Source organism: Pseudomonas lini, from assembly GCF_001042905.1.
GTDB classification, from domain to species: domain Bacteria; phylum Pseudomonadota; class Gammaproteobacteria; order Pseudomonadales; family Pseudomonadaceae; genus Aquipseudomonas; species Aquipseudomonas lini.
The window spans coordinates 288,948-312,089 of record NZ_JYLB01000006.1 but is presented as its reverse complement, the minus strand read 5'-3'; the positions used below and the strand labels follow the sequence as shown (position 1 = coordinate 312,089).

The following is a 23,142-nucleotide window of genomic DNA, read 5'->3' as shown; positions in this document are numbered from 1 at the left end:
CCTAACTCGTGCAGTTCAGCACTGCGAAAATTGACCGGAAACCAAAAAACAAGTTCCCATAAACGCTGAAAGGTCAATACGAGCAAAATGATATTACTTTGGCGCAAGCTCCCGCAGGTGGCGTGCGACTGCAATCCATGCACCGATATACCCCAACAGCACCGCGCCAAGCAAGAGCGATAGACCGTCGGCAACTGGCACTCCGGCCAGCGCAAAATCACTGCCGTATAAACCGGCCAGTCCAACCACCGCGTCGTTCAGCCAGTTCAGGCCGAACGCCAATACACCCCAGGAAAGAATCCCCGCACCAAAGCCATAAAGCGCGCCCATATACAGAAAGGGCCTGCGCACATAGCTGTCAGTGCCGCCGACGAGTTTAATCACTTCTATCTCTGTGCGGCGGTTTTCAATATGAAGACGAATGGTATTGCCTATCACCAAAAGTAATGCAGAAACCAAAAGCACGGTCAGACCGAAGACAAATCGGTCGCCCAGCTTGAGGATGGCTGCCAGACGCTCGACCCAGACTAGATCAAGTTGCGCCTGTTGTACCTTCGGCAATTCGGAAAGTTTTTGTCTCAATGCTTCAAGCGCAGGCTTGTCGACCTCGTTCGGGGTCACCAGGACCACGCCCGGCAGCGGGTTTTCCGGGAGTTCCTTGAGCGCTTCGCCCAGTCCGGACTGCTGCTGGAACTCTTCCAGCGCCTGATCGCGACCCACGTATTCGGCCTCGGCCACGCCCGGCATACCCTTGATCTGCTCACGCAACGACTCGCCCTGTTCAGGGCTGGCATCGAGTTGCAGGTACAGGGAAATCTGCGCCGCACGCTGCCAGGAACCGCCGAGACGCTCGACGTTACTTAGCAAAAGTGACAGGCCCATCGGCAAGCTGAGGGCAACTGCCATCACCATGCAGGTGAAAAAGCTGCCGATCGGGTGTTTACCCAAGCGGCGCAAGCTGTCCAGCAAACTCGCACGATGGCTTTCAACCCAGGCGCGGAACAGCGTAGAGAAGTCCGGGCCATCGTCATCGTCGCGCTTTTTCTTCTGCTGCTGCGGTTGCGGATCGGCGGCCTTCGGGGCCACGCGCTCGGAAACCTTGGGGCTACGTGTTGCACTCATACGCCAGCCTCCCCGTCGCCGATCAATCGGCCACGCTGCAGGGTGAGCATGCGATGACGCATGCGGGCAATCAGTGCCAGGTCGTGACTGGCGATCAGCACGCTGGTGCCCAGACGGTTGATGTCTTCGAACACGCCCATGATTTCTGCCGCCAGACGCGGGTCGAGGTTACCGGTCGGTTCATCCGCCAGCAGCAAGGCCGGGCGGTGAACGATGGCGCGGGCGATGCCGACGCGCTGTTGCTGGCCGGTGGACAGGTCGCCGGGGTAGAGATCGGTCTTGTCCGAGAGCGCCACGCGCTCCAAGGCCGAGTCCACGCGCTTGGCGACTTCGGCCTTGGACAGGCCAAGGATCTGCAAAGGCAATGCGACGTTGTTGAACACCGTGCGATCGAACAGCAGCTGGTGATTCTGGAACACCACGCCGATTTGCCGGCGCAGGAACGGAATCTGCGCATTGCTGATGGTGCTCAGGTCTTGCCCTGCCAACAGCAATTTGCCGGTGGTCGGACGTTCCATGGCCAACAACAGCCGCAACAAGGTGCTTTTACCGGCGCCGGAATGGCCGGTGACAAACAAGAATTCGCCCCGACGGACTCGAAAGCTCAGCTCATGCAAGCCGACGTGACCATTCGGGTAGCGTTTACCGACCTGTTCGAAACGAATCATGAACGCTCCCGCTCGGCAAACAATGCCTGGACAAAGGGTTCTGCTTCAAAAGTACGCAAATCGTCGATGCCTTCGCCGACGCCTATGTAGCGAATCGGCAAGCCAAACTGCTTGGCCAGGGCGAAAATCACCCCGCCCTTGGCGGTGCCGTCGAGTTTGGTCAGCGCCAGGCCGGTCAGTTCGACGGTCTGGTTGAATTGCTTGGCCTGGTTGATGGCGTTCTGGCCGGTACCGGCGTCGAGCACCAACAGCACTTCGTGCGGCGCATCGGCGTCGAGCTTGCCGATCACCCGGCGAACCTTTTTCAGTTCTTCCATCAGGTTGTCTTTGGTGTGCAAACGACCAGCGGTGTCGGCGATCAGCACGTCAATGCCACGGGCCTTGGCGGCCTGCACGGCATCGAAGATGACCGAAGCCGAGTCGGCGCCGGTGTGCTGGGCGATCACCGGAATCTTGTTGCGCTCACCCCAGACCTGCAATTGCTCGACCGCGGCGGCACGGAAGGTGTCACCGGCGGCGAGCATGACTTTCTTGCCTTCCAGTTGCAGCTTCTTCGCCAGTTTGCCGATGGTGGTGGTCTTGCCGGCGCCGTTGACGCCTACCACCAGAATCACAAATGGCTTGTTCTGGGAGGTGATTTTCAGCGGTTGTTCGACCGGTTTTAGCATCGCTGCCAGTTCGGCTTGCAGGGATTTGTACAACGCGTCGGCATCGGCCAGTTCTTTGCGGGCGACTTTCTGGGTCAGGCGTTGAATGATCACCGACGTCGCTTCGACGCCAACATCGGCGGTCAGCAGGCGGGTTTCGATGTCTTCGAGCAACTCGTCATCGATGATTTTCTTGCCGAGGAACAGGCTGGCCATGCCCTCGCCAATGCTGGCGCTGGTCTTGGACAAACCTTGTTTGAGGCGAGCAAAGAAACCGGCTTTGGACTCTTCGGTACGCACAGGCTCGACCGGAGTTTCCACTGGAGCAACAGGCGCGACGGGCGTGGCGACAACAGGATCGATAACCGGTACAGGTGCAGGCTCTGGCGCTTGAACAATCGGAGCAGCCGGAGCAGGAGCAACAAATACAGGCACTTCAGGCTCTGGAGCAACCGGCGCAGGCGCAGCCACGAATACAGGCACAACGACCGGCTCAACCACTGGCGCCTGAACCGGCTCAGGAGCAAACGCAGTCGGGGCCGGAATCGGCGGCGTGATGTGAGCTGCTTGCTCATCTTCGACCAATGCCACCGGCTCTTCCGCCACCGGCAACGTCAACCACGGCTCGGCGGCTGGCGTCAGCGGCAATGGGGCCACGACTACGGTTTCAGGTTCAGGCGCCGGCTCGGCCGCGGATTGCAGCACCGGCTCGGCGATCGGCAGGGCAATCGGCGCGGGCACTTCTTCCATGACCGGCGTCGGTGTTGGCTCAGGAAGTGGTTGTGGCTGTTCGACAACGGGTTCCTGCGGCTTTTTGCGCAGCCATCCGAACAGGCTTTTCTTTTCGCCAGCCGCAGCTGGGGTCTTCTTGTCGTCGTTGGAACCAAACATGGAGGACGGCTATCTCACGGTAGCGACGCGCCAAAGGGCGCCTCGGCAATAAATAATTCGATGCAGAACAGACTGCGATTCATCCAGCTTGTTCACGCGCAACATTTTGTCGAGGTACCAACGGCACCTCAAAGGTTGATTAATACGAAGGACTGGAACAGCATCGTCGGCGAAAACGCAGAGTTTAGCTGACAAACTCAAAGCCCAAGCCGCAAACCCAAACAACCTACTGACCGATTAAAGGCCTGATAGGCGTGGCCGCCAGTAAAACGGATCAGTATCCTAGCACCCTCTCGCCCGCCGACGCTAAGACCAAGCGGGCAGCCCCAAAGGTTTAAAAACGAATGAATGCTCTAGCCCGCCGCGCTGCAGGCCTGCTGTTCAGCACAGTTTGTCTGCCACTTTCAGCCCTGGCTGCCGATCCACAACCCACCCACGAATTCACCCTCGACAACGGCCTGAAGGTCGTCGTACGCGAAGACCATCGTGCGCCGGTCGTCGTTTCCCAGGTCTGGTACAAGGTCGGCTCAAGCTATGAGACCCCAGGCCAGACCGGGCTCTCCCATGCGCTGGAACACATGATGTTCAAGGGCAGCGAGAAGGTCGGCCCCGGCGAAGCGTCGCTGATCCTGCGCGACCTCGGCGCCGAAGAGAACGCCTTCACCAGCGACGACTTCACCGCGTATTATCAGGTTCTGGCCCGCGACCGTCTGGGCGTGGCCTTCGAGTTGGAAGCCGACCGCATGGCCAACCTGCGCTTGCCGGCCGAAGAGTTCACCCGCGAGATCGAGGTGATCAAGGAAGAACGTCGCCTGCGCACCGACGACAAGCCGATGTCCAAGGCCTACGAACGCTTCATGGCCATGGCCTACCCCGCCAGCGGTTATCACACGCCGACCATCGGCTGGATGGCGGACCTCGACCGCATGAAGATCGAAGAACTGCGCCACTGGTATAAATCCTGGTATGTGCCGAACAACGCTACCCTGGTGGTGGTCGGTGACGTGACCCCGGATGAAGTCAAAACCCTGGCCCAGCGTTACTTCGGCCCGATCGCCAAGCGCGACGTGCCTCCCGCGAAAATCCCGTTGGAACTGGCCGAGCCCGGCGAACGCAAGATCACCTTGCATGTGCAGACCCAATTGCCGAGCCTGATGCTGGCCTTCAATGTGCCGAGCATCGCCACCGCTGAAGACAAGCGTTCGGTGAACGCTCTGCGCCTGATCTCCGCACTGCTCGACGGCGGCTACAGCGGCCGGATCCCGACGCAACTGGAACGCGGCGAAGAGCTAGTGTCTGGCGGTTCGTCAAGCTATGACGCCTACACCCGTGGCGACAGCCTGTTCACTTTGTCGGCCACGCCGAACACCCAGAAGAAGAAAACCATGGCCCAGGCGGAAGCCGGCCTGTGGAAACTGCTCGAACAGCTGAAAACCACCGCGCCGTCCACCGAAGAGCTGGAGCGGGTGCGAGCGCAGGTCATTGCCGGCCTGGTCTACGAGCGTGACTCGATCACCAGCCAGGCCACCGCCATCGGCCAACTGGAAACCGTCGGGCTGTCCTGGAAACTGATGGACACCGAACTCGCCGACCTGGAAAGCGTGACCCCGCAAGACATCCAGAAGGCCGCCAAGCTGTATTTCACCCGCGCACGTCTCAGCGTCGCCCATGTACTGCCACAGGAGACGACTCATGAGTGAGCGTAAGAAACCGCGCTTGGCCCTGATCGGCCTGATCGTCATTGCACTGCTCGGGTCCGCTGCCTTCTATTTGTCCAAGTCTGACGAAACCAGCGCCAGCGAAGCCCTCGACAAAGCCAAGTCCAGCCAGAAATTGCAATCGCTGGCCGAGCTCGACGGCAAGGCACCAAGCCGTCGCTCGCTGAACGTGCAGACCTGGAACACCGCCGAAGGCGCCAAAGTGCTGTTCGTCGAAGCCCGTGAACTGCCGATGTTCGATATGCGCCTGATCTTCGCCGCTGGTAGCAGCCAGGACGGCGATGCATCCGGCCTGGCACTGTTGACCAACGCCATGCTCAACGAAGGTGTGGCTGGCAAAGACGTCAGCGCTATCGCCCAGGGCTTCGAAGGCCTGGGGGCCGATTTCGGTAACGGCGCCTATAAAGACATGGCGATTGCCTCGCTGCGCAGTCTCAGTGCCGCGGACAAACGCGAGCCTGCCTTGAAGCTGTTCGCTGAAGTCGTTGGCAAACCGACCTTCCCCGCCGACTCGTTTGCCCGCATCAAGAACCAGATGCTGGCCGGCTTCGAATACCAGAAACAGAACCCCGGCAAACTCGCCAGCCTGGAGCTGATGAACCGCTTGTATGGCGATCACCCGTACGCGCATTCCAGCGACGGCACGGCGAAAAGCATTCCACCGATCACCCTGGCGCAGTTACGGGCCTTCCATCAGAAAGCCTACGCCGCCGGCAACGTGGTGATTGCGCTGGTGGGTGACCTGTCGCGCGCCGAGGCCGAGGCGGTTGCCGCACAAGTGTCCGCCGATCTGCCCAAAGGGCCGGCCCTGGCGAAAATCGAACAACCGACCGACCCCAAGTCCAGCATCGGTCACATCGAGTTTCCGTCCAAGCAAACCAACCTGATGATCGCGCAACTGGGCATCGACCGTGACGATCCGGATTACGCAGCATTGTCGCTGGGCAATCAGATCCTTGGCGGCGGTGGCTTCGGCACCCGGTTGATGAGCGAAGTGCGCGAGAAGCGCGGCCTGGCCTATGGCGTGTATTCGGGTTTCAGCCCGATGCAGGTTCGCGGCCCGTTCATGATCAACCTGCAAACCCGCGCCGAGATGAGCGAAGGCACGCTGAAACTGGTGCAGGACGTGCTCGCCGACTACCTTAAAACCGGCCCCACCGAGAAAGAACTCGACGACGCAAAGCGTGAATTGGCCGGCAGCTTTCCGCTGTCCACCGCCAGCAACGCCGATATCGTCGGGCAGCTCGGTGCCATGGGTTTTTACAACTTGCCGCTGAGCTACCTGGAAGACTTCATGCAACAGTCCCAGAACCTGACCGTCGAGCAAGTCAAAACCGCATTGAACAAACACCTGAGCACGGACAAACTGGTCATCGTCAGCGCTGGCCCGACCGTGCCACAAAAGCCTTTGCCGGCCCCCACAGATAAACCTGCCGAGCAACCGCTCGGGGTTCCGGAGCATTAATGGCCACTCGCCCGAAAAAACCTGTTCACAACGTACATAACGGTGTGAATCAACTGCGCATCATCGGCGGTGAATGGGGCAGCCGAAAGCTGAGCTTCCCTGATGCGCCAGGCTTGCGTCCAACGCCGGACCGAGTCCGTGAAACCCTGTTCAACTGGCTCGCGCCTTATGTCGCCGGGGCCAAGGTGCTCGACCCATTTGCCGGTAGCGGCGCGTTGTTTCTCGAGGCTTTGTCCCGTGGCGCAGCAATGGGCCAGGCACTGGATGCCAGCAACATTGCGGTATCCAGCATCAAGGAACATCTGGGCACCCTGCGCTGCACCACCGGCCAGGTACAGACTGCCGACGCCTTGCGCTATCTGGAAACCCAGCCGGCCACGGCGTTCGATCTGGTGTTTCTCGACCCGCCGTTCAATCAGAATCTGTTGCCGGCCGTTTGCACTTTGCTCGAAGAGCGTCATTGGCTGAGTGACGATGCGTGGGTCTACACTGAAAGCGAAACGGCACCGTCGATATTGGGTTTGCCAGAAAATTGGCGCCTGCATCGGGAGCAAAAATCCGGACGGGTGTATTACGCGTTGTGGCAACGTATGGCAGGGATCGCCGGTTAGTCCGGCCTGTAAAAACGGTGCGAAGCTCAGTCAGTTAACGCTGCGGGTAAGCACCGCTGCATCGAGAGCAATCGTGTCCCATCTGCCAGAACGCTTCACCCCCGCCTTCACGCCCGCCTACGGTCTGGGCAATCCGCATTTACAAACCCTGTGGGGACCGCTATGGCGAAAAACCACGCATATCGACCGCGAGCGCGAACGTTTGTGGCTCGAAGACGGCGACTTCCTTGACCTGGACTGGCACGGCCCCCACAGCACGACTGCGCCGCTGGTGTTGGTGCTGCACGGCCTGACCGGCTCATCGAACTCGCCTTATGTGGCCGGGGTGCAAAAGGCGCTGGGTGCCCAGGGTTGGTCCAGCGTCGCGCTGAACTGGCGCGGCTGCTCCGGCGAGCCCAATCTGTTACCGCGCAGTTACCATTCCGGGGCCAGTGAAGACCTGGCGGAAACCATCAAGCACCTGCGGACCCAGCGCCCCCTCGCGCCACTGTATGCGGTCGGTTATTCCATGGGCGGCAACGTGTTGCTCAAGCATCTGGGCGAAACCGGCAGCAACAGTGGTGTGCTAGGCGCCGTGGCGGTGTCGGTGCCGTTTCGCCTCGATCATTGCGCCGATCGTATCAGTCAGGGTTTTTCCAAATTCTATCAAGCGCATTTCATGCGGGAGATGGTCGCCTACATCAAAAACAAGCAGCGCAAGTTCCAGCATGAAGGGCATCAGGATGGCCTGGCGGCATTGGCGGCGCTGGGCTCGCTGGAGAATATGCGCACCTTTTGGGATTTCGATGGCCGGGTCACCGCACCGCTGAATGGTTTCGCCGATGCCGCGGATTACTATCGCCGCGCTTCGAGTCGTTATTTCCTTGGAGAGATTCGCACACCGACCCTGATTATTCAGGCGGCGGATGACCCGTTTGTCTTTCCTCATAGCCTGCCGCAAGCCGACGAATTGTCTGCCTGCACGCAATTCGAGTTGCAGGCCAAGGGTGGGCATGTCGGCTTCGTCGAGGGCTCGTTCCGGCAACCGGGTTACTATCTGGAGCGGCGCATTCCCCAATGGCTCGCCACCACAGGACGCAAGTAAACCATGGGTTCGGATCAGGGCGAGTCGATTCACTTCTGGCAAACGGCGCCATTGGCCGGCGTCGAGTTGTTGTCCGCACGCTACATCGAACACCGCTTCGCCCCCCATGTGCATGACGGCTATGTGATCGGCATGATCATGGCCGGCGCCCAGCGTTATCGCTATCGAGGCGCCGAGCATCTGGCAGGCAGTGGCACGCTGGTGCTGATCAATCCGGATGAACTGCACACCGGCCACAAAGGTACGGAAGACGGTTGGTTGTACCGGGCGTTTTATCCCGACAGCGGGCAGATTCTTTCACTGCTGGACGAGCTCGAACTGCCGACCGATACCTTGCCGGCGTTTGGCGCCACGTTGTATCGCGATCCAGATCTGGTGAAGGGGTTCTGCCAACTGCATTGTTTGCTGGAGAGTCCGTCCACGGCACTGCAGCAGCAGACGGCCTGGCGGGAAATGATGCTGTCGCTGTTGCAACGCCACGCAGCCGTCCCGGTCGCCGGTAAACCTGGCAAGGAACATCGGGCGGTGACCCTGGCCAAGGAACTGCTGCAATCACGATTGGCGGCGCCGCCCTCGCTGGAAGAACTGGCGGCGACGGTGAACCTGTCACCCTTCCACTTCGCACGAGTGTTTCGCAGAGCCACCGGCATGCCGCCACACACTTGGTTGATGCAGCAGCGTATCGCCCGGGCACGAGCGCTGTTACAGCGCGGCTGCCTGCCGCTGGAAGTCGCGACGCAGCTGGGTTTTGCCGACCAGAGTCATCTGAGTCGGCAATTCAAACAGGTTTACGGCGTAGGACCGGGGGCGTATCGCAGTGCCCGTCTGGAATAACAATGTGCCGCTAAAAGATCGCAGCCTTCGGCAGCTCCTACAGGGGATGCGTTTCATGTAGGAGCTGCCGAAGGCTGCGATCTTTTGATCTTTCATTCGCCGGTGGCGACGCCTCGCGCAGGATCGTTGATCCACTCACTCCACGACCCGGCATACAACGCTCCCAACGGATAACCCGCCAGGCACAGGGCGAACAAGTTGTGGCAGGCGGTCACACCGGAACCGCAATACGCGACCAACTCCGTCGGTGAACGCTCACCGAGCTTCGCGGCAAACCGCTGCTTGAGCTGTTCGGGCGGCAGGAACCGCCCGTCGCTGCCCAGGTTATCGGTGAACGCGGCACATTGTGCGCCGGGGATGTGCCCGGCAATCGGATCGATCGGCTCCACTTCGCCCTTGAAGCGCGGCAAGCCGCGGGCGTCGAGTAAGGTCAGCGCGGGCTGGCCAAGACGTTGCTGGAGTTGTTCGGCGCTGAGCACCAACGAAGCATCCGGCGTCCCGGTGAAGGTGCCACGGGTAACCGACGGCGCATCAAGACTCAGGGGCAATCCAGCGGCGTGCCATGCTTTCAGCCCGCCATCGAGAATGAACACACCATCGCGCTTACCCAGCCACGCCAACAACCACCAGGCCCGCGCCGCGTAGGCGCCGGGACCGTCATCGTACAAAACCACTTCGCTGTCGGCGTTGATGCCCCAGGTTTGCAGACGTTCGATCAGGTTTTCGGGTTCGGGCAACGGATGACGCCCGGTAACCCCCTTGACCACTGTCCCGCTCAAATCACGCTCCAGATCGGCAAAGCTCGATCCGGCAATATGCCCTTCGGCGTAGCTGCGCTGACCGTAATCAGGGTCTTCGAGGGCAAAACGACAATCCAGAATCACCAGCCCCGGCGTCTCCTTTTTCAGGTCCAACGCTTGCGGGCTGATCAGTTGCGCAATGGGCATAACGGGCTCCTGTGATTTTTTGTCTGGAATCCTACTGCACTCTTTATTCCACTTCTTTATCCCACTTCTTCCAGCGCCTGGGCCAGCGGCACATAAAACTCTTCGAACAGTGCATTCACCGCATCGCGAGCTTGATCCGTGACGAACCCAGCCTCCAGCACCAGCACCTGATACACGCCCCGTTTGATCGCCTGTTCGCTCAGATGATTGGAGTTTTCCCGCGTGGTGCACAGAAAACGCACCCACGATGTGAGGATGATCCACGCATTTAGGGTCAGGGATTCGATCTGAACCTTGTCCATGCACAGAATGCCGGCCTCGACGAAACCCGCATAGATGTGTGTGCCCTGGATCAGGCAGCGCTGGGAAAAGCGCCGGTAACGGGCGGCCAGCTCGGGATCGCTGTCGAGCAAATGCTCGAGGTCGCGATGCAGGAAGCGGTAGCGCCACATGGCGGAGAGCAACTCCTTGAGATAGAAGCGCTTGTCTTCGACTGTCGCGGCACGGCCCTGGGGCGGGCGCAGGAAGCTGTCCACCAGGTTTTCGTACTCACTGAACAACACGGCGATGATCGCCTGCTTGTTGGGGAAGTGGTAGTACAGGTTGCCCGGGGAAATCTCCATGTGGGCAGCAATGTGGTTGGTGCTGATACTGCGCTCGCCCTGTTGATTGAACAGCTCCAGGCTGTTCTGCACGATGCGCTCGCTGGTTTTGATCCGAGGGGCCATGGCTTGAGCTTTAATTCAGAGTGCGATGAGGGGCATCTTACGACCTATCCGCGCATGGATAAAACAAAGCTGTACCAGAGTGCCATTTGACTTTATAGAGCATAGACTCTAAAAAGTCCCTCATTACAATAAATCCGGAGCCGACCATGCCTGCTGACATCGCCTACCTGAAGAACCTGCAGCAGCCTCTGGACGAACTCCAAGCCCTGTTCGATGCTCAACGCGCGGCGTATGCAGCCAACCCGATGCCACCCGCGGCTCAGCGCCAGCAATGGCTAAAGGCGTTGAAGGACCTGCTGAGCAATGAGCGTCAGGCCCTGATCGACGCCATCAGCCAGGACTTCAGCCACCGCAGCGCCGATGAAACCCTGCTCGCCGAATTGATGCCCAGCCTGCACGGCATTCACTACGCCAGCCGGCACCTCAAAGACTGGATGAAAACCTCGCGACGCAAAGTCGGTCTCGCCTTTCAACCAGCGTCAGCCAAAGTGGTTTATCAGCCGTTGGGCGTGGTCGGCGTGATCGTGCCGTGGAACTACCCGCTTTACCTGGCTATCGGGCCGTTGGTGGGGGCGTTGTCGGCGGGCAATCGGGTGATGCTCAAACTCAGCGAATCGACCCCTGCCACCGGTTTGCTGCTCAAGGAATTGCTGGGTCGAATCTTTCCCCAGGATTTGGTCTGTGTGGTGCTGGGTGAGGCCGATATCGGCGTGGCGTTCTCGCGGCTGCGTTTTGATCACTTGCTATTCACCGGCGCCACCAGCATCGGCAAACATGTGATGCGCGCGGCGGCCGAGAACCTGACCCCGGTGACCCTCGAACTGGGCGGCAAGTCCCCGGCCATCGTTTCCCGCGATGTGCCGCTCAAGGACGCCGCCGAACGCATCGCTTTCGGCAAGACCCTCAACGCCGGGCAAACCTGTGTCGCCCCGGACTACGTGCTGGTGCCGGAAGACCGCGTCGGCTCTTTTGTCGAAGCCTATCGTCAGGCGGTTCGCGGGTTTTATCCGACGCTGGCCGACAACCCGGACTACACCGCCATCATCAATGATCGACAACTGGCGCGGCTCAACGGCTACCTCAGCGACGCCACCAGCAAGGGCGCGCTGCTGATTTCGCTGTTCGATCAGGGCCAGGGCCGGCGCATGAGTCATAGCCTGCTGCTCAACGTCAGCGACGACATGACGGTGATGCAGGACGAAATCTTCGGCCCGTTGCTGCCGATCGTGCCGTACAAGGATCTCGACGAAGCATTTGCCTACATCAACCAACGCCCTCGTCCGCTGGCGCTGTATTACTTCGGCTACGACAAGCGCGAGCAAAACCGCGTCCTACACGAAACCCATTCCGGCGGCGTTTGCCTCAATGACACCTTGCTGCACGTTGCTCAGGACGACATGCCGTTCGGCGGCATCGGCGCCTCGGGCATGGGCCACTACCACGGTCACGAAGGTTTTCTAACCTTCAGCAAGGCCAAAGGCGTGCTGATCAAACAACGCTTCAATGCGGCGAAGCTGATCTATCCGCCGTATGGCAAATCCATTCAGAAACTGATCCAGAAACTGTTTATCCGCTAACGATCATCACCGCCGGGTAATAACAATAATGAGCCCAAGCCTGTCCGACACACCCGCGCTGTCACGGCGCGGCCTGCTCAAATTCAGCCTCGGCGCCAGTGCCTTTCTGGCCACGGCCGGATTAGGCGCGAGCCTCAGCGGCTGCTCGTCGAGTACTCCGGCCAGCGGTTTCGCGATTCTGCGCAGCGGCGACCTGCTGTTTCTGCGGGCAGTGATTCCGGTGATGCTCGACGGCGCCGTGGTCATCGAAAAAATGCCGGCCGCCGTCGCCGATACCTTGCACTGCCTGGATAACGGCCTGAATCACTTGTCGCCGGAAATGCTCAAACTGACCCGGCAATTGTTCGATGTGTTGGGGATGAGCATTACCCGCGGCCCATTGACCGGGATCTGGGGCAGCTGGGAAAACGCCAGTGCCGGCGAGATCCGTCACTTTCTCGACCGCTGGGAAAACAGCTCGTTGAGCCTGCTGCGCATGGGCCATAGCTCGGTGCTGCAAATGGTGATGATGGCGTGGTACAGCCGGGCGGAGTCATGGGCGCATTGCGGGTATCCCGGGCCGCCTACGGTTTGAGACCGAGTCGACCCTATCGCGGGCAAGCCACGCTCCCACAGGTTTTGAGAGGGACCACCCTTTTGTGAACGACTCAAACCCTGTGGGAGCGTGGCTTGCCCGCGATGGCGTCAGCCGCATCACCAACAAATCCAAAATAATAAGAGAACCCCAAACATGCCCGTACCCGATCCGTTCCGCGAAGGCCTGGCCCGTGGCTGGAAAACCTACAACGGCGCCCGACTGACCCAGGACCTGACCCTCGAAGCGGATGTGGCAATCATCGGCAGCGGTGCCGGCGGCGGGACCACCGCCGAGATCCTCAGCGCCGCCGGCTACAAGGTATTGCTGATCGAAGAAGGCCCGCTCAAGACCAGCAGCGACTTCAAGATGCTCGAAGACCAGGCCTACACCAGCCTCTACCAGGAAGGCATCGGGCGCATGAGCAAGGACGGCGCGATCACCATCCTTCAGGGCCGGGCAGTGGGCGGCACTACGCTGATCAACTGGACCTCAAGCTTTCGCACCCCGGACCCGACGCTGGAACACTGGGCCAAAGAGCACGACGTCATAGGCCACACACCGGCCGAGATGGCGCCCTGGTTCGAGAAAATGGAACAACGCCTGGGTGTCGCCCCATGGAGGGTGCCGCCTAATGCCAACAACGACGTCATCCGCAAAGGCTGCGAAAAACTCGGCTACGCCTGGCATGTGATTCCGCGCAACGTGCGTGGCTGCTGGAACATCGGTTACTGCGGCATGGGTTGCCCGACCAATGCCAAGCAATCCATGCTGGTCACAACCATCCCGGCAACCCTGGAGAAAGGTGGCGAGCTGCTCTACCTGGCCCGCGCCGAAAAGCTGTCGATCCAGGACGGCAAGGTCACTGGCCTGCAATGTGTGGCGATGGATGAGCGTTGCGTTGCGCCCACCGGACGCACGATTACGGTCAAGGCGCGGCATTACGTGTTGGCCGGTGGCGGGATCAATAGCCCGGCGCTGCTATTGCGCTCCGAGGCGCCGGATCCGCACGAGCGAGTGGGTAAACGAACATTCCTGCACCTGGTAAACATGTCCGCCGGGCTGTTTGATGAGGTGATCAACCCGTTCTACGGCGCGCCGCAGTCGAACTATTCCGACCATTTCCAATGGCAGGATGGCGCCACTGGCAAGATGTCCTACAAACTGGAAGTCCCGCCGCTGCACCCGGCGCTGGCCAGCACTCTGCTCGGCGGCTTTGGCACGGAAAGCGCCTGGCATATGGAAAACCTGCCGCACACTCACGCCATGCTGGCGTTGCTGCGGGACGGTTTTCACCCGGACAGCCCTGGTGGCAGCGTTGAATTGCGCGGTGACGGTACACCGGTGCTCGACTATCAGGTTTCACCGTATGCCTGGGACGGGTTGCGCCGGGCATTCCACAGCATGGCCGAGATCCAGTTCGCCGGGGGCGCCAACGCCGTGATGCCGATGCACGCCGACGCTCGTTACGTGAAAACCCTCACCGAAGCGCGCGCATTAATCGACGATTTGAGCCTTGAGTTGTACCGCACGCGCCTGGGCAGTGCTCATGTGATGGGCGGTTGTGCCATGGGTGAAGACCCGAAAAACGCCGTGACCGATAGCCTCGGCCGACATCACCAATTGCGCAATCTGTCGATTCATGACGGCTCGCTTTTCCCCACCAGCATTGGCGCAAACCCACAATTGTCGGTCTACGGACTGACGGCGCAATTGGCCACTTCGCTGGCCGAACGTTTGAAAAACCCATGAAAACGCGGAATATTCCCATCGTCTATAGTGCTTTCTTACCCAACAGGCGACTTGGCCGACCGGGAAGGCTGCGATACCATCCGACTCCCCAACGGACTCCCGCCAGGACGACGCGATGAACCGAGTGTTGTACCCAGGTACCTTCGACCCTATTACCAAGGGCCATGGCGATCTGGTCGAACGCGCCTCGCGCCTGTTCGATCATGTGATCATCGCCGTCGCCGCCAGCCCGAAAAAAAACCCGCTGTTTCCCCTGGAACAACGTGTGGAGCTGGCCCGCGAGGTCACCAAACATTTGCCGAACGTTGAAGTCGTCGGTTTCTCGACGTTGCTCGCGCACTTCGCCAAAGAGAAGAACGCCAACATATTCCTGCGTGGTTTGCGCGCGGTATCGGACTTCGAATACGAATTCCAGCTGGCCAACATGAACCGCCAACTGGCGCCGGATGTGGAAAGCCTGTTTCTTACCCCGTCCGAGCGTTATTCGTTCATTTCCTCGACGCTGGTCCGTGAAATCGCAGCCCTGGGCGGCGATATCACCAAGTTCGTCCACCCGGCGGTGGCCGACGCCCTCACCCTACGCTTTAAAAAGTAGGAGCTGCCGAAGACTGCGATCTTTTACGGCTACCGCAATCTTCGATCGCTGCACTTGATCGCGCCCGCGTGCACTGCGGGCGCCAATGCGGCACAATTGTGCGCATTGATTTATTGCGCCCGGGCCTGCCGCCCCGGCTGGAGTTAGCATGTCCCTGATCATCACCGACGATTGCATCAACTGCGACGTCTGCGAACCCGAGTGCCCGAACGCCGCCATCTCCCAGGGCGAAGAGATCTACGTGATCGACCCGAACCTGTGCACACAATGTGTCGGCCACTACGACGAACCGCAGTGCCAGCAGGTCTGCCCGGTGGATTGCATCCCGCTGGACGAGGCTCATCCAGAGACTGAAGAACAGTTGATGGAGAAGTACCGCAAGATTACCGGTAAGGCTTGAGCCTGACCGTTTTGTGTTGTCTTCCCGGGCCTCTTCGCGAGCAAGCCCGCTCCCACATTGAATCTGCGTCGTTCACAAATCCCATGTGGGAGCGGGCTTGCTCGCGAAGGCGTCATCAGCAGCACCAAAAACTTAACTGCCTCACTCCCGCTGCTCAAACCCCTCCCCGATACACCCCAAACACCGCACAAATGCGGCTTTCGCCGGATCGACCACCAACGCCTGCCCCGCATCGCCAATGCCACCACCGAACGCGGTAAACGGCAACGACAGCACAAACGCCCCGGCACCGATCACCGTCGCCACTACCAACAACGGTCGGGCAATCAGTAAATCGCCAAGCATGGCGTAGGCCGGTGGATTCTGGATGGTGTAACGCGGATCGCCGCTGCCGTTCTCAGCCGCCAGCGCGGACGCACCGACGCTCAGCAGCAGCGTAACGACAAGGGTTCGAAACAGATTCATGGCACGGTCCTTCGGCTAGGCAGTGAGAACACTGACTATAGACCGTAGCCGATATCAGCTCTGACAGCGCGGACAAAAGACGCTGGCGCGCTGCCCAAGCTTGACTTCCCGCAGCCCTGTGCCACAGACCTTGCAGTGTTCACCACCACGGCCGTACACGAACAGTTCCTGCTGGAAATAACCCGGTTGACCGTCGCCACCGATAAAATCCCGCAACGTGGTGCCGCCGCGTTCGATAGCGGCGGCCAGGATGCGCTTGATCTCGATCGCCAGTTTCAGATAACGCGCCCGGGAAATGCTCTTGGCTTCACGTCGCGGGTCGATGCCGGCCGCAAACAATGCTTCGGTCGCGTAGATATTGCCGACGCCGACCACCACCGCGTTGTCCATGATGAATGGTTTGACCGCCATGGAGCGCCCGCGCGATTGCTGGAACAGCCGCTCGCCGTCAAACAGATCGGTCAACGGCTCTGGCCCCAGGCGAATCAGCAATTCGTGGTTGAGTGGGTCCAGGCTCCAGAGCATCGCCCCAAACCGTCGCGGGTCGGTGTAGCGCAAGGCCAGACCCGATTCCAGTTCAATGTCCACATGCTCATGCTTGGCCGCCGGCATGCCAGCTTCCACCAGCCGCAGATTCCCCGACATCCCCAAATGACTGATCAGCGTGCCGACTTCGGCGTTGATCAGCAGGTACTTGGCGCGACGCTCCACCAGCACGATGCGCTGGCCGGACAACCGCACATCCAGGTCTTCGGGGATCGGCCAGCGCAGACGGCGCTCACGCACGATCACCCGGCTGACGCGCTGGCCTTCCAGGTGCGGTGCAATTCCGCGGCGGGTGGTTTCGACTTCCGGCAGTTCAGGCATGGGGCTCTCGAATCAGGCGAGGTTCGACACTCAACGAGAGGCGAGGTCGCGAATCTCTTGTTTCTGGGTTTCGAAATCGTATTCCGAAAGCCCCATGTAATCGAGCACAAGAGGCCCGACACTGTTCCACTCATGGTCTTCGGACTGGTTGCCCAGTACTCGGAAGGAGGCGCAAATGTGCTCGGCCATCTTCAGGATCGCCAGCAAGTTTTTCAGCGGCGTGTTGCGCGACGATTCATCGCTGAAAATAGCCAGCGCGTTGTGATGGTTGGCAATGGCCTGGGTGACGTGTTCCGGCAGGCGCCAGGACTTGGCGGTGTAGTACCCGACCACGGCGTGGTTGGTGTTGTATTTTTTGTTCTCGGTATCCACCACGCGGCATTCGGCGCTGGCGTTGCCATAGGCCTGTTCCAGCACTTTCATGTAGTCGGGGAATTTCTTGAGCATCAACGGGATGCCGCAATCGTGGAACAGGCCCAATGCATAGGCTTCATCACCGGCCTGGACACCGACGCGCTTGGCCAGGGTCAGGCATGTCATCGCTACGTCCTGCGCCGTGTCCCAGAATCGGTTGAGGGTGACGATCGCGTCGTCGTTCAGCTCGCCCTTGATCGACTGCGCATTGATCAGGTTGATGATCGAACGGCTGCCCAACAGGTTCACCGCCCGCTGGATCGCGGTGATTTTGTTACTCAAACCGTAGTACGGCGAGTTGACGATTTTCAGCAAGGCGCCGGACAGGCCTGGGTCCTGGGAGATCAGCTTCGCGATCACTTCCAGGTCCGGATCGGGCATGTACTGCTCCATCTGCAGATCCACCATGATCTGCGGCTGGGCCGGCACGCTGATGCCTTGCAGGGACTGTTGAATCTGTTCGGTCGTCAGCTCTTGGGACATAAGTACACACTCCGGGTCAGGCGGGGATTCTAACCCTTAAGAAGATGGATCTGACACATCCGCGGCTATGTCGCCGAAATTTCATTTATTGCCCAGAACAAATGCACTCTCTGTGGGAGCCCCCCCTCACCGCATGTCCATCCGCCAAGCCGAGCCCTTGCGCAACACGCTATACTCCCGCTCTTTTTTCCGGAGCGACGTCATGTCCCTGCCTAGCCTGCGCCTCAAAGCCAACGCCGACCGTCGCCTGCGGAACGGCCACTTGTGGGTCTACAGCAACGAAATCGATGTAGCCGCCACACCTTTGCACGGTTTCAAGGCCGGCGACCAGGCGATCCTCGAAGCCGCCAGCGGCAAGCCGCTGGGCATCGTTGCCATGAGCCCGAACAACCTGATCTGCGCCCGTCTGCTGTCGCGCGACATCAAGTTGCCGCTGGACAAGTCGCTGCTGGTGCATCGCCTGAACGTTGCCCTGTCCCTGCGTGATCGCCTGTTCGACAAGCCGTTCTATCGCCTGGTCTACGGCGACTCCGACCTGCTGCCAGGCCTGGTAGTCGACCGTTTCGGCGACATTCTGGTGGTGCAGATCGCCTCGGCGACCATGGAAGCTCACAAAGACGACGTGATCGCGGCACTGACCCAAGTGCTCAAGCCAAGCGGCATTCTGTTCAAGAACGACTCCGCTGCCCGTGATGCCGAAGGCCTCAACCGCTATGTCGAAACCGTATTCGGCCTGGTGCCGGAATGGGTCGCTCTGGAAGAGAACGGCGTGAAATTCGAAGCGCCAGTCATCCAGGGACAGAAAACCGGCTGGTTCTACGACCACCGCATGAACCGCGCGCGCCTGGCACCTTATGCCAAAGGCAAACGCGTACTGGACTTGTACAGCTACATCGGCGGCTGGGGCGTTCAAGCGGCTGCCTTCGGCGCCAGTGAAGTGTTCTGTGTCGATGCTTCGGCCTTCGCCCTCGACGGCGTCGAGCGCAACGCCGCACTGAACGGCGTCGCCGAAAAAATGACCTGCATCGAAGGCGACGTATTCGAAGCCCTGAAGGAACTGAAAGCCAGCGAAGAGCGTTTCGACGTCATCGTGGCCGACCCTCCTGCCTTCATCAAACGCAAGAAAGACATGAAAAACGGTGAAGGTGCTTACCGTCGCCTGAACGAGCAAGCCATGCGCCTGCTCAGCAAGGACGGCATCCTGGTCAGCGCTTCGTGCTCGATGCACCTGCCGGAAGACGATCTGCAGAACATTCTGCTGACCAGCGCCCGTCACCTGGACCGCAACATCCAGATGCTGGAGCGCGGTGGTCAGGGCCCGGATCACCCGGTACACCCGGCGATTGCCGAGACCCGCTACATCAAGAGCATCACCTGCCGTCTGCTGCCAAACAGCTAAGTACGCTGGTTTGACGGGGAGCCGACAGGTTCTCCGTCAGCCGTTTTAACGCCACGACATCCACTCTTCAGCCCCTGCTTCTTACTCTTGCGGTCCTACTGACTTGCAGGACGTTTCCCTGCATCTTTTATTTAAAAGAATATAACTTACAAACTTATCCCCACCCCCAGATCGCTCCGACAAAATTACTAGAATATTCCTACTTAATATCCCCTTGATAAGGGCTCATTACCGCCTATGATTGAGTTGTCACCGCGAAGTGACACTCACTATCAATGACAAGGAGTCAAAAAATATGAAAGCAATTACTCTGGAAACAAACAAAATCGCCAACCTGGCTTTTCTGGTTGCGCCAAAAACCCGCTAAGTAAATGAAACGCTGGGGAGTGCCGGCTACCCAGCGTTTTCTATGGCTATGTCCAGAGCGAACCGCCCATCATGCAGATAAATCCATACCTGTTCATACTTCCTCGTACGCCCGGCCAAATAGTCTGGGATTACAAAAACCACAAACAATTTGAACTTAACCTGGAATATTCAACCCGACTTGCACAACTTATCCACAACCCCGAACTCTATAACGACAGCAACATAGTCGACACTCAACTTCTAAACTGCGGGATACTCACCACATCAATACAAGACAGCATTGAATGGGGTTGGGATGAACTGTCGAAAATATTTCATATCGGCACCAAGAACATTCCCTGCGAACATGTTCCTCAGGATATTCATGAATGGTCGAGATACTATCTGGATCATTGCACCGAAGTACTGGAAGCACCCGCGCCGGACGCCAGGCTCACAGAACGCCAGGCACGCGATCTGATCGCCCTGCCAAAACCTTCCTGCCTGCCGGAGGGCTCCCTGGCCAACGTCCTGATCGGCCGAAAAACCTGCCGCACCTTCACGGATGAAGCGGTTTCACTGGAAGATGTCGGCACACTGCTTTACCTGTCCTTGGGCTACTTGCATGAGCGTGAAAATGACGTCGACGAAACGATTGTCGAAGGTCTCGGTGCCCGACGCAGCAGCCCGTCCGGCGGCGGGCTGAATGCCTGCGAAGGCTTTCTTCATGTACAAAACGTCAGCGGACTGAATCCCGGGTTCTACGCCTACCATCCCACCGACCATGCACTGAGCTTCGTCAACCCGGCACCTGACTCGCCCCTGGGGCAGTTGCTGTGCGGCCAACATTTCATCAATAACCTGCCGGCGGGCCTGTTCATTACCGCTCGCTTCGACAAGTTGTGGTGGAAATATGAACACTCGCGAGCCTACCGAATGGCCTTCGTGGAGGCGGGGCATATTTCCCAGACCTTTCAACTGGTGGCCACTGCACTGGGGCTGAACACATGGCTGACCGGAGCACTGACGGACGATCAGGTCGAAACATTGCTGGGGCTCGAGAACAACGCAGAACAACCCTTGTTTTTTGTTGGCTGTGGCCACAGCGACGGACAAGTGATGTGCAAGGAATTGAAGGATCTGCTGAGCAGTCGGGAGCCGCAACAATGACCGCCCCCATCATTGCCCCGTCAGACCACCCCGTTTCCTGGGCGCTGCGTTTCACCCTCGGAGACTGGAATACCCGCGCGTCGGTGCGAACCAGCAAACATGACTATCTATTACCGCCAGACCTGGAACAGCAACTGGAAACACGTCACTGGTTTCCCCCAGGCTTGCTGGCTTACCTGAATCACCCGGCTATCAAAGCGCTAGGTCCAACCGTCATCCATCGGCTGTCGGCCAATCATCTGGTGTACTTCCTCGACTACACCACCGTGCTCGAACACCGCATCGTCAACCGTTCCGTGGAGACCATCATCCACGGTGAATTGAAGGTCAACATTCCCCCACGGATGAAGACCGCCGCGCTTCAGCTTTATACCGACGAGGGTTATCACGCCCTGTTCTCCAATAGCCTTGCCGAGCAGATTGCCGGGATCTACGGGTTCAACCTGCGCCCGGTCGTGCCGCAGCGCATCACGCGATTGAACACCCTGCTCGAGCGCACACCTGACAAACACCGGGCGCTGGCCTGGTTTCTCGTCGGGTTCGTGTCAGAGACGATCATTGCCAGGGAACTGCTCGACGTCTGCCATGACGACCTGGTGTCCAGCGTCCAGGCAATGCTCAGGGATCATCTCGCCGATGAGGCGCGCCACAGTCGCTATTTCTCTGAAGTGTTCCATTACCTGTGGCTGACGCTGAACAACCGTCAACGCCTATTCGCCGCCAGGCTGCTGCTGGACAGCATCCGGATTTTCTTCGAGGTCGATGAGCGATGGCTGCGGGAAAGCCTGCACAGCGCAGGTATCGGCGAGACGGCCGTCACGCAAGTTCTCGGTGAACTGACCAGCCCCCAAGCCACGCTTCTACGTGCCCGATCCGGCGCCAGGGCGACGCTGCAGGCGTTGAAAAAGCCGGTTTCTTCGACCTGCCTTACAACCAGCAACTATTCATGAAGGCAGGACTTATCGATGGATGAAGGAAACGATACACCCAGCGCCGAAAAACGTCGGGCCACGTTTACTCTGTTGATGATAATGACGCTGCTCGGCGTCTTCCCTCTCGATGTGGTGCTCCCGTCCTTTCCCGATCTTTCTGACTACTTTCGGACCTCATCGTCCGAGATTGCCCTGTCCGTCAGCATGTTCGCCATTGGTCTGGCATTGTCCGTGGTACTGGTCGGACCGTTGTCGGACATGTGGGGACGCAAGAAGCTGCTGTTGGCAGGAATCGCAATCGCGGTGGTCGGTGCGATGGGTTGCCTGGTTTCCAGCGAATACAACTGGTTTTTGTTCTTTCGGGTGATCCAAGCGGTTGGTTGCGGATCCTTCGTGCTAACACAGGCACTGGTTCAGGATTTATTCGTCGGCAAGGAGCAGGAGCGAATCAGAATCTGGATGGTGACAAGTGGCGGGGTGTTCATTTCGCTTTCGCCCCTGTTGGGGACCTGGTTGCAGTTGCAGATGGGTTGGCAGGGTAGCTTTTATGTGTTTATCACGCTGGCCGTCATTGTTTGGCTTAAAGCCTTCGTTCTGCTTAACGAAACCCCGCAGCGTCATACCCTGTCACATGGACGATTTTTCAGTGCCTATTGGCGAGTGTGCTCGGATCGACGCTTCATGGGTTACTGGCTAATTTCAGCCTTGGCCTTCGCCTGCCATTTTTCGTTCATCGTCATTTCTCCGATCATTTTCATGGAACGTCTGGCGCTTTCGCCATACGAGTTTGCCTGGGCGTTATTGCTGTATGGCGTCGCCTACGTATTTGGCGGAATAGTCGCCGGCGCTCTGCATCGACACCTGCAGGCCAACACACAGATAGTCATCGGTCTGGGACTGATCGCCTTGTCAGGGTTGGTCATGCTGTGGTTGGCCGATCAGTTCGGGCTCTCCGCTACGGCGGTGCTGATACCCATGCTGATTTGTACCGCAGGCACCACCATTGCCAGACCAATCGCCAACTCCAAAGCCATGAGTCTTTACCCACAGAATGCCGGAACATCTACCTCGGTCGGTGGTGTGCTGATTTTCATGTGCGGTGGAGTAATCAGCGTGGTAATCAATCTCGCCTCCGAGGATCTGACCACAGCGCTCGCCTTATGCTACTTGACCTTGAGTGCCGCGGGTTTGGGCTTGAATGTAATGATCACACGGCAGCATCTGGCGCTGAAAGCGGGTTGACACCTGCCAGTCGTCATCCCATACGCTGTGTCAGCGCTGGATCAACACGTTCCGGCATTCCCTCCTGACGCCAGCGGTGTAGAATCACGAGATTCATCGCCAGTCATCCCCCGGCGGGTTTATGAGCTCAAGCTGAAGCGCGCGGCGATCCCGCAAAGTTATCGGCAACTTCCGGACACACGGCCATTTCTGAGTGTTCCAGACGTCAA

Annotated in this window: 21 protein-coding genes and 1 pseudogene; 14 read left to right on the top strand and 8 right to left on the bottom strand. The window is 59.1% G+C overall.

Annotated features, from left to right (window positions below; all coding sequences use genetic code 11):
• Window positions 1-93: 93 nt before the first annotated feature.
• From ftsX to ftsY, 3 genes are read right to left on the bottom strand one after another with little or no spacing between them, the layout of a single operon-like run.
• The gene (ftsX, locus tag TU81_RS19620) at window positions 94-1,122 is read right to left on the bottom strand and encodes a permease-like cell division protein FtsX (RefSeq protein ID WP_038980961.1); all 1,029 of its coding nucleotides are present in this window, start codon (window positions 1,120-1,122) and stop codon (window positions 94-96) included.
• A complete protein-coding gene (ftsE, locus tag TU81_RS19615; protein ID WP_007897888.1) occupies window positions 1,119-1,790 on the bottom strand; it encodes a cell division ATP-binding protein FtsE in 672 nt (223 codons plus the stop codon). Before ftsE ends, ftsX begins: the two co-directional genes overlap by 4 nt.
• A complete protein-coding gene (gene ftsY / locus TU81_RS19610; RefSeq protein ID WP_038980960.1) occupies window positions 1,787-3,328 on the bottom strand; it encodes a signal recognition particle-docking protein FtsY in 1,542 nt (513 codons plus the stop codon). The genes ftsE and ftsY overlap by 4 nt, the downstream gene beginning before the upstream one ends.
• 344 nt (window positions 3,329-3,672) lie before the next feature.
• On the opposite strand from ftsY, the gene TU81_RS19605 reads away from it, so the two are divergent.
• From TU81_RS19605 to TU81_RS19585, 5 genes are all read left to right on the top strand, one after another.
• A complete protein-coding gene (locus tag TU81_RS19605) occupies window positions 3,673-5,028 on the top strand; it encodes a M16 family metallopeptidase (protein WP_038980958.1) in 1,356 nt (451 codons plus the stop codon).
• The gene (locus TU81_RS19600) at window positions 5,021-6,511 is read left to right on the top strand and encodes a M16 family metallopeptidase (RefSeq protein WP_048396337.1); all 1,491 of its coding nucleotides are present in this window, start codon (window positions 5,021-5,023) and stop codon (window positions 6,509-6,511) included. Before TU81_RS19605 ends, TU81_RS19600 begins: the two co-directional genes overlap by 8 nt.
• A complete protein-coding gene (rsmD, locus tag TU81_RS19595; protein ID WP_038980954.1) occupies window positions 6,511-7,122 on the top strand; it encodes a 16S rRNA (guanine(966)-N(2))-methyltransferase RsmD in 612 nt (203 codons plus the stop codon). The genes TU81_RS19600 and rsmD overlap by 1 nt, the downstream gene beginning before the upstream one ends.
• A 73-nt stretch (window positions 7,123-7,195) precedes the next feature.
• The gene (locus TU81_RS19590; RefSeq protein ID WP_048396336.1) at window positions 7,196-8,206 is read left to right on the top strand and encodes a hydrolase; all 1,011 of its coding nucleotides are present in this window, start codon (window positions 7,196-7,198) and stop codon (window positions 8,204-8,206) included.
• 3 nt (window positions 8,207-8,209) lie between these two features.
• Window positions 8,210-9,040: an AraC family transcriptional regulator gene (locus TU81_RS19585; protein WP_038980950.1), complete on the top strand. Its 831-nt coding sequence runs from the start codon at window positions 8,210-8,212 to the stop codon at window positions 9,038-9,040.
• Window positions 9,041-9,132: 92 nt separating this feature from the next.
• Here TU81_RS19585 and TU81_RS19580 read toward each other — a convergent pair whose 3' ends face one another.
• Window positions 9,133-9,987: a sulfurtransferase gene (locus TU81_RS19580; RefSeq protein ID WP_038980948.1), complete on the bottom strand. Its 855-nt coding sequence runs from the start codon at window positions 9,985-9,987 to the stop codon at window positions 9,133-9,135.
• A gap of 56 nt (window positions 9,988-10,043) precedes the next feature.
• Entirely contained in the window at window positions 10,044-10,715 is a 672-nt protein-coding gene (locus TU81_RS19575; RefSeq protein WP_038980947.1) for a TetR/AcrR family transcriptional regulator, read from the bottom strand.
• Between the two features lie 146 nt (window positions 10,716-10,861).
• On the opposite strand from TU81_RS19575, the gene TU81_RS19570 reads away from it, so the two are divergent.
• The 5 genes from TU81_RS19570 to TU81_RS19550 all read left to right on the top strand — a co-directional run bounded on the left by TU81_RS19570 (window position 10,862) and on the right by TU81_RS19550 (window position 15,613).
• Window positions 10,862-12,292, top strand: coding sequence for a coniferyl aldehyde dehydrogenase (locus tag TU81_RS19570; RefSeq protein ID WP_048396335.1), 1,431 nt, complete (start codon window positions 10,862-10,864; stop codon window positions 12,290-12,292).
• Window positions 12,293-12,320: 28 nt separating this feature from the next.
• Window positions 12,321-12,866, top strand: coding sequence for a hypothetical protein (locus tag TU81_RS19565; protein ID WP_038980943.1), 546 nt, complete (start codon window positions 12,321-12,323; stop codon window positions 12,864-12,866).
• Window positions 12,867-13,022: 156 nt separating this feature from the next.
• Window positions 13,023-14,618, top strand: coding sequence for a GMC family oxidoreductase (locus tag TU81_RS19560; protein WP_048396334.1), 1,596 nt, complete (start codon window positions 13,023-13,025; stop codon window positions 14,616-14,618).
• A gap of 115 nt (window positions 14,619-14,733) precedes the next feature.
• On the top strand, window positions 14,734-15,213 hold the full coding sequence (coaD, locus tag TU81_RS19555; protein ID WP_038980940.1) for a pantetheine-phosphate adenylyltransferase: 480 nt from the start codon (window positions 14,734-14,736) through the stop codon (window positions 15,211-15,213).
• A gap of 148 nt (window positions 15,214-15,361) precedes the next feature.
• Window positions 15,362-15,613: a YfhL family 4Fe-4S dicluster ferredoxin gene (locus tag TU81_RS19550; protein WP_003195146.1), complete on the top strand. Its 252-nt coding sequence runs from the start codon at window positions 15,362-15,364 to the stop codon at window positions 15,611-15,613.
• A gap of 141 nt (window positions 15,614-15,754) precedes the next feature.
• On the opposite strand, the gene TU81_RS19545 is transcribed toward TU81_RS19550, so the two are convergent.
• Genes TU81_RS19545 through TU81_RS19535 form a run of 3 tightly spaced genes read right to left on the bottom strand, consistent with a single transcriptional unit; the run spans window position 15,755 to window position 17,788 of the window.
• The gene (locus TU81_RS19545; RefSeq protein ID WP_048396333.1) at window positions 15,755-16,078 is read right to left on the bottom strand and encodes a hypothetical protein; all 324 of its coding nucleotides are present in this window, start codon (window positions 16,076-16,078) and stop codon (window positions 15,755-15,757) included.
• Window positions 16,079-16,132: 54 nt separating this feature from the next.
• Window positions 16,133-16,945 (bottom strand): bifunctional DNA-formamidopyrimidine glycosylase/DNA-(apurinic or apyrimidinic site) lyase, encoded by an 813-nt coding sequence (gene mutM, locus TU81_RS19540; protein WP_048396332.1) that lies wholly within the window; start codon window positions 16,943-16,945, stop codon window positions 16,133-16,135.
• Between the two features lie 30 nt (window positions 16,946-16,975).
• A complete protein-coding gene (locus TU81_RS19535) occupies window positions 16,976-17,788 on the bottom strand; it encodes an HDOD domain-containing protein (protein WP_162232628.1) in 813 nt (270 codons plus the stop codon).
• A 256-nt stretch (window positions 17,789-18,044) separates the two neighbouring features.
• Here TU81_RS19535 and TU81_RS19530 point away from each other — a divergent pair, with 256 nt between their 5' ends.
• The 4 genes and pseudogenes from TU81_RS19530 (at window position 18,045) to TU81_RS19515 (ending at window position 22,933) form a co-directional block, all read left to right on the top strand.
• Window positions 18,045-19,241: a class I SAM-dependent rRNA methyltransferase gene (locus TU81_RS19530; protein WP_007897847.1), complete on the top strand. Its 1,197-nt coding sequence runs from the start codon at window positions 18,045-18,047 to the stop codon at window positions 19,239-19,241.
• A 438-nt stretch (window positions 19,242-19,679) separates the two neighbouring features.
• Window positions 19,680-20,759, top strand: a complete 1,080-nt coding sequence (locus tag TU81_RS19525; protein ID WP_038980929.1) for a SagB family peptide dehydrogenase — start codon at window positions 19,680-19,682, stop codon at window positions 20,757-20,759.
• Window positions 20,756-21,732, top strand: a pseudogene (locus tag TU81_RS19520) (diiron oxygenase). Before TU81_RS19525 ends, TU81_RS19520 begins: the two are co-directional and overlap by 4 nt.
• Window positions 21,725-22,933: a multidrug effflux MFS transporter gene (locus TU81_RS19515; protein WP_048396330.1), complete on the top strand. Its 1,209-nt coding sequence runs from the start codon at window positions 21,725-21,727 to the stop codon at window positions 22,931-22,933. The pseudogene TU81_RS19520 and the gene TU81_RS19515 overlap by 8 nt, the downstream one beginning before the upstream one ends.
• Window positions 22,934-23,142: the final 209 nt, after the last annotated feature.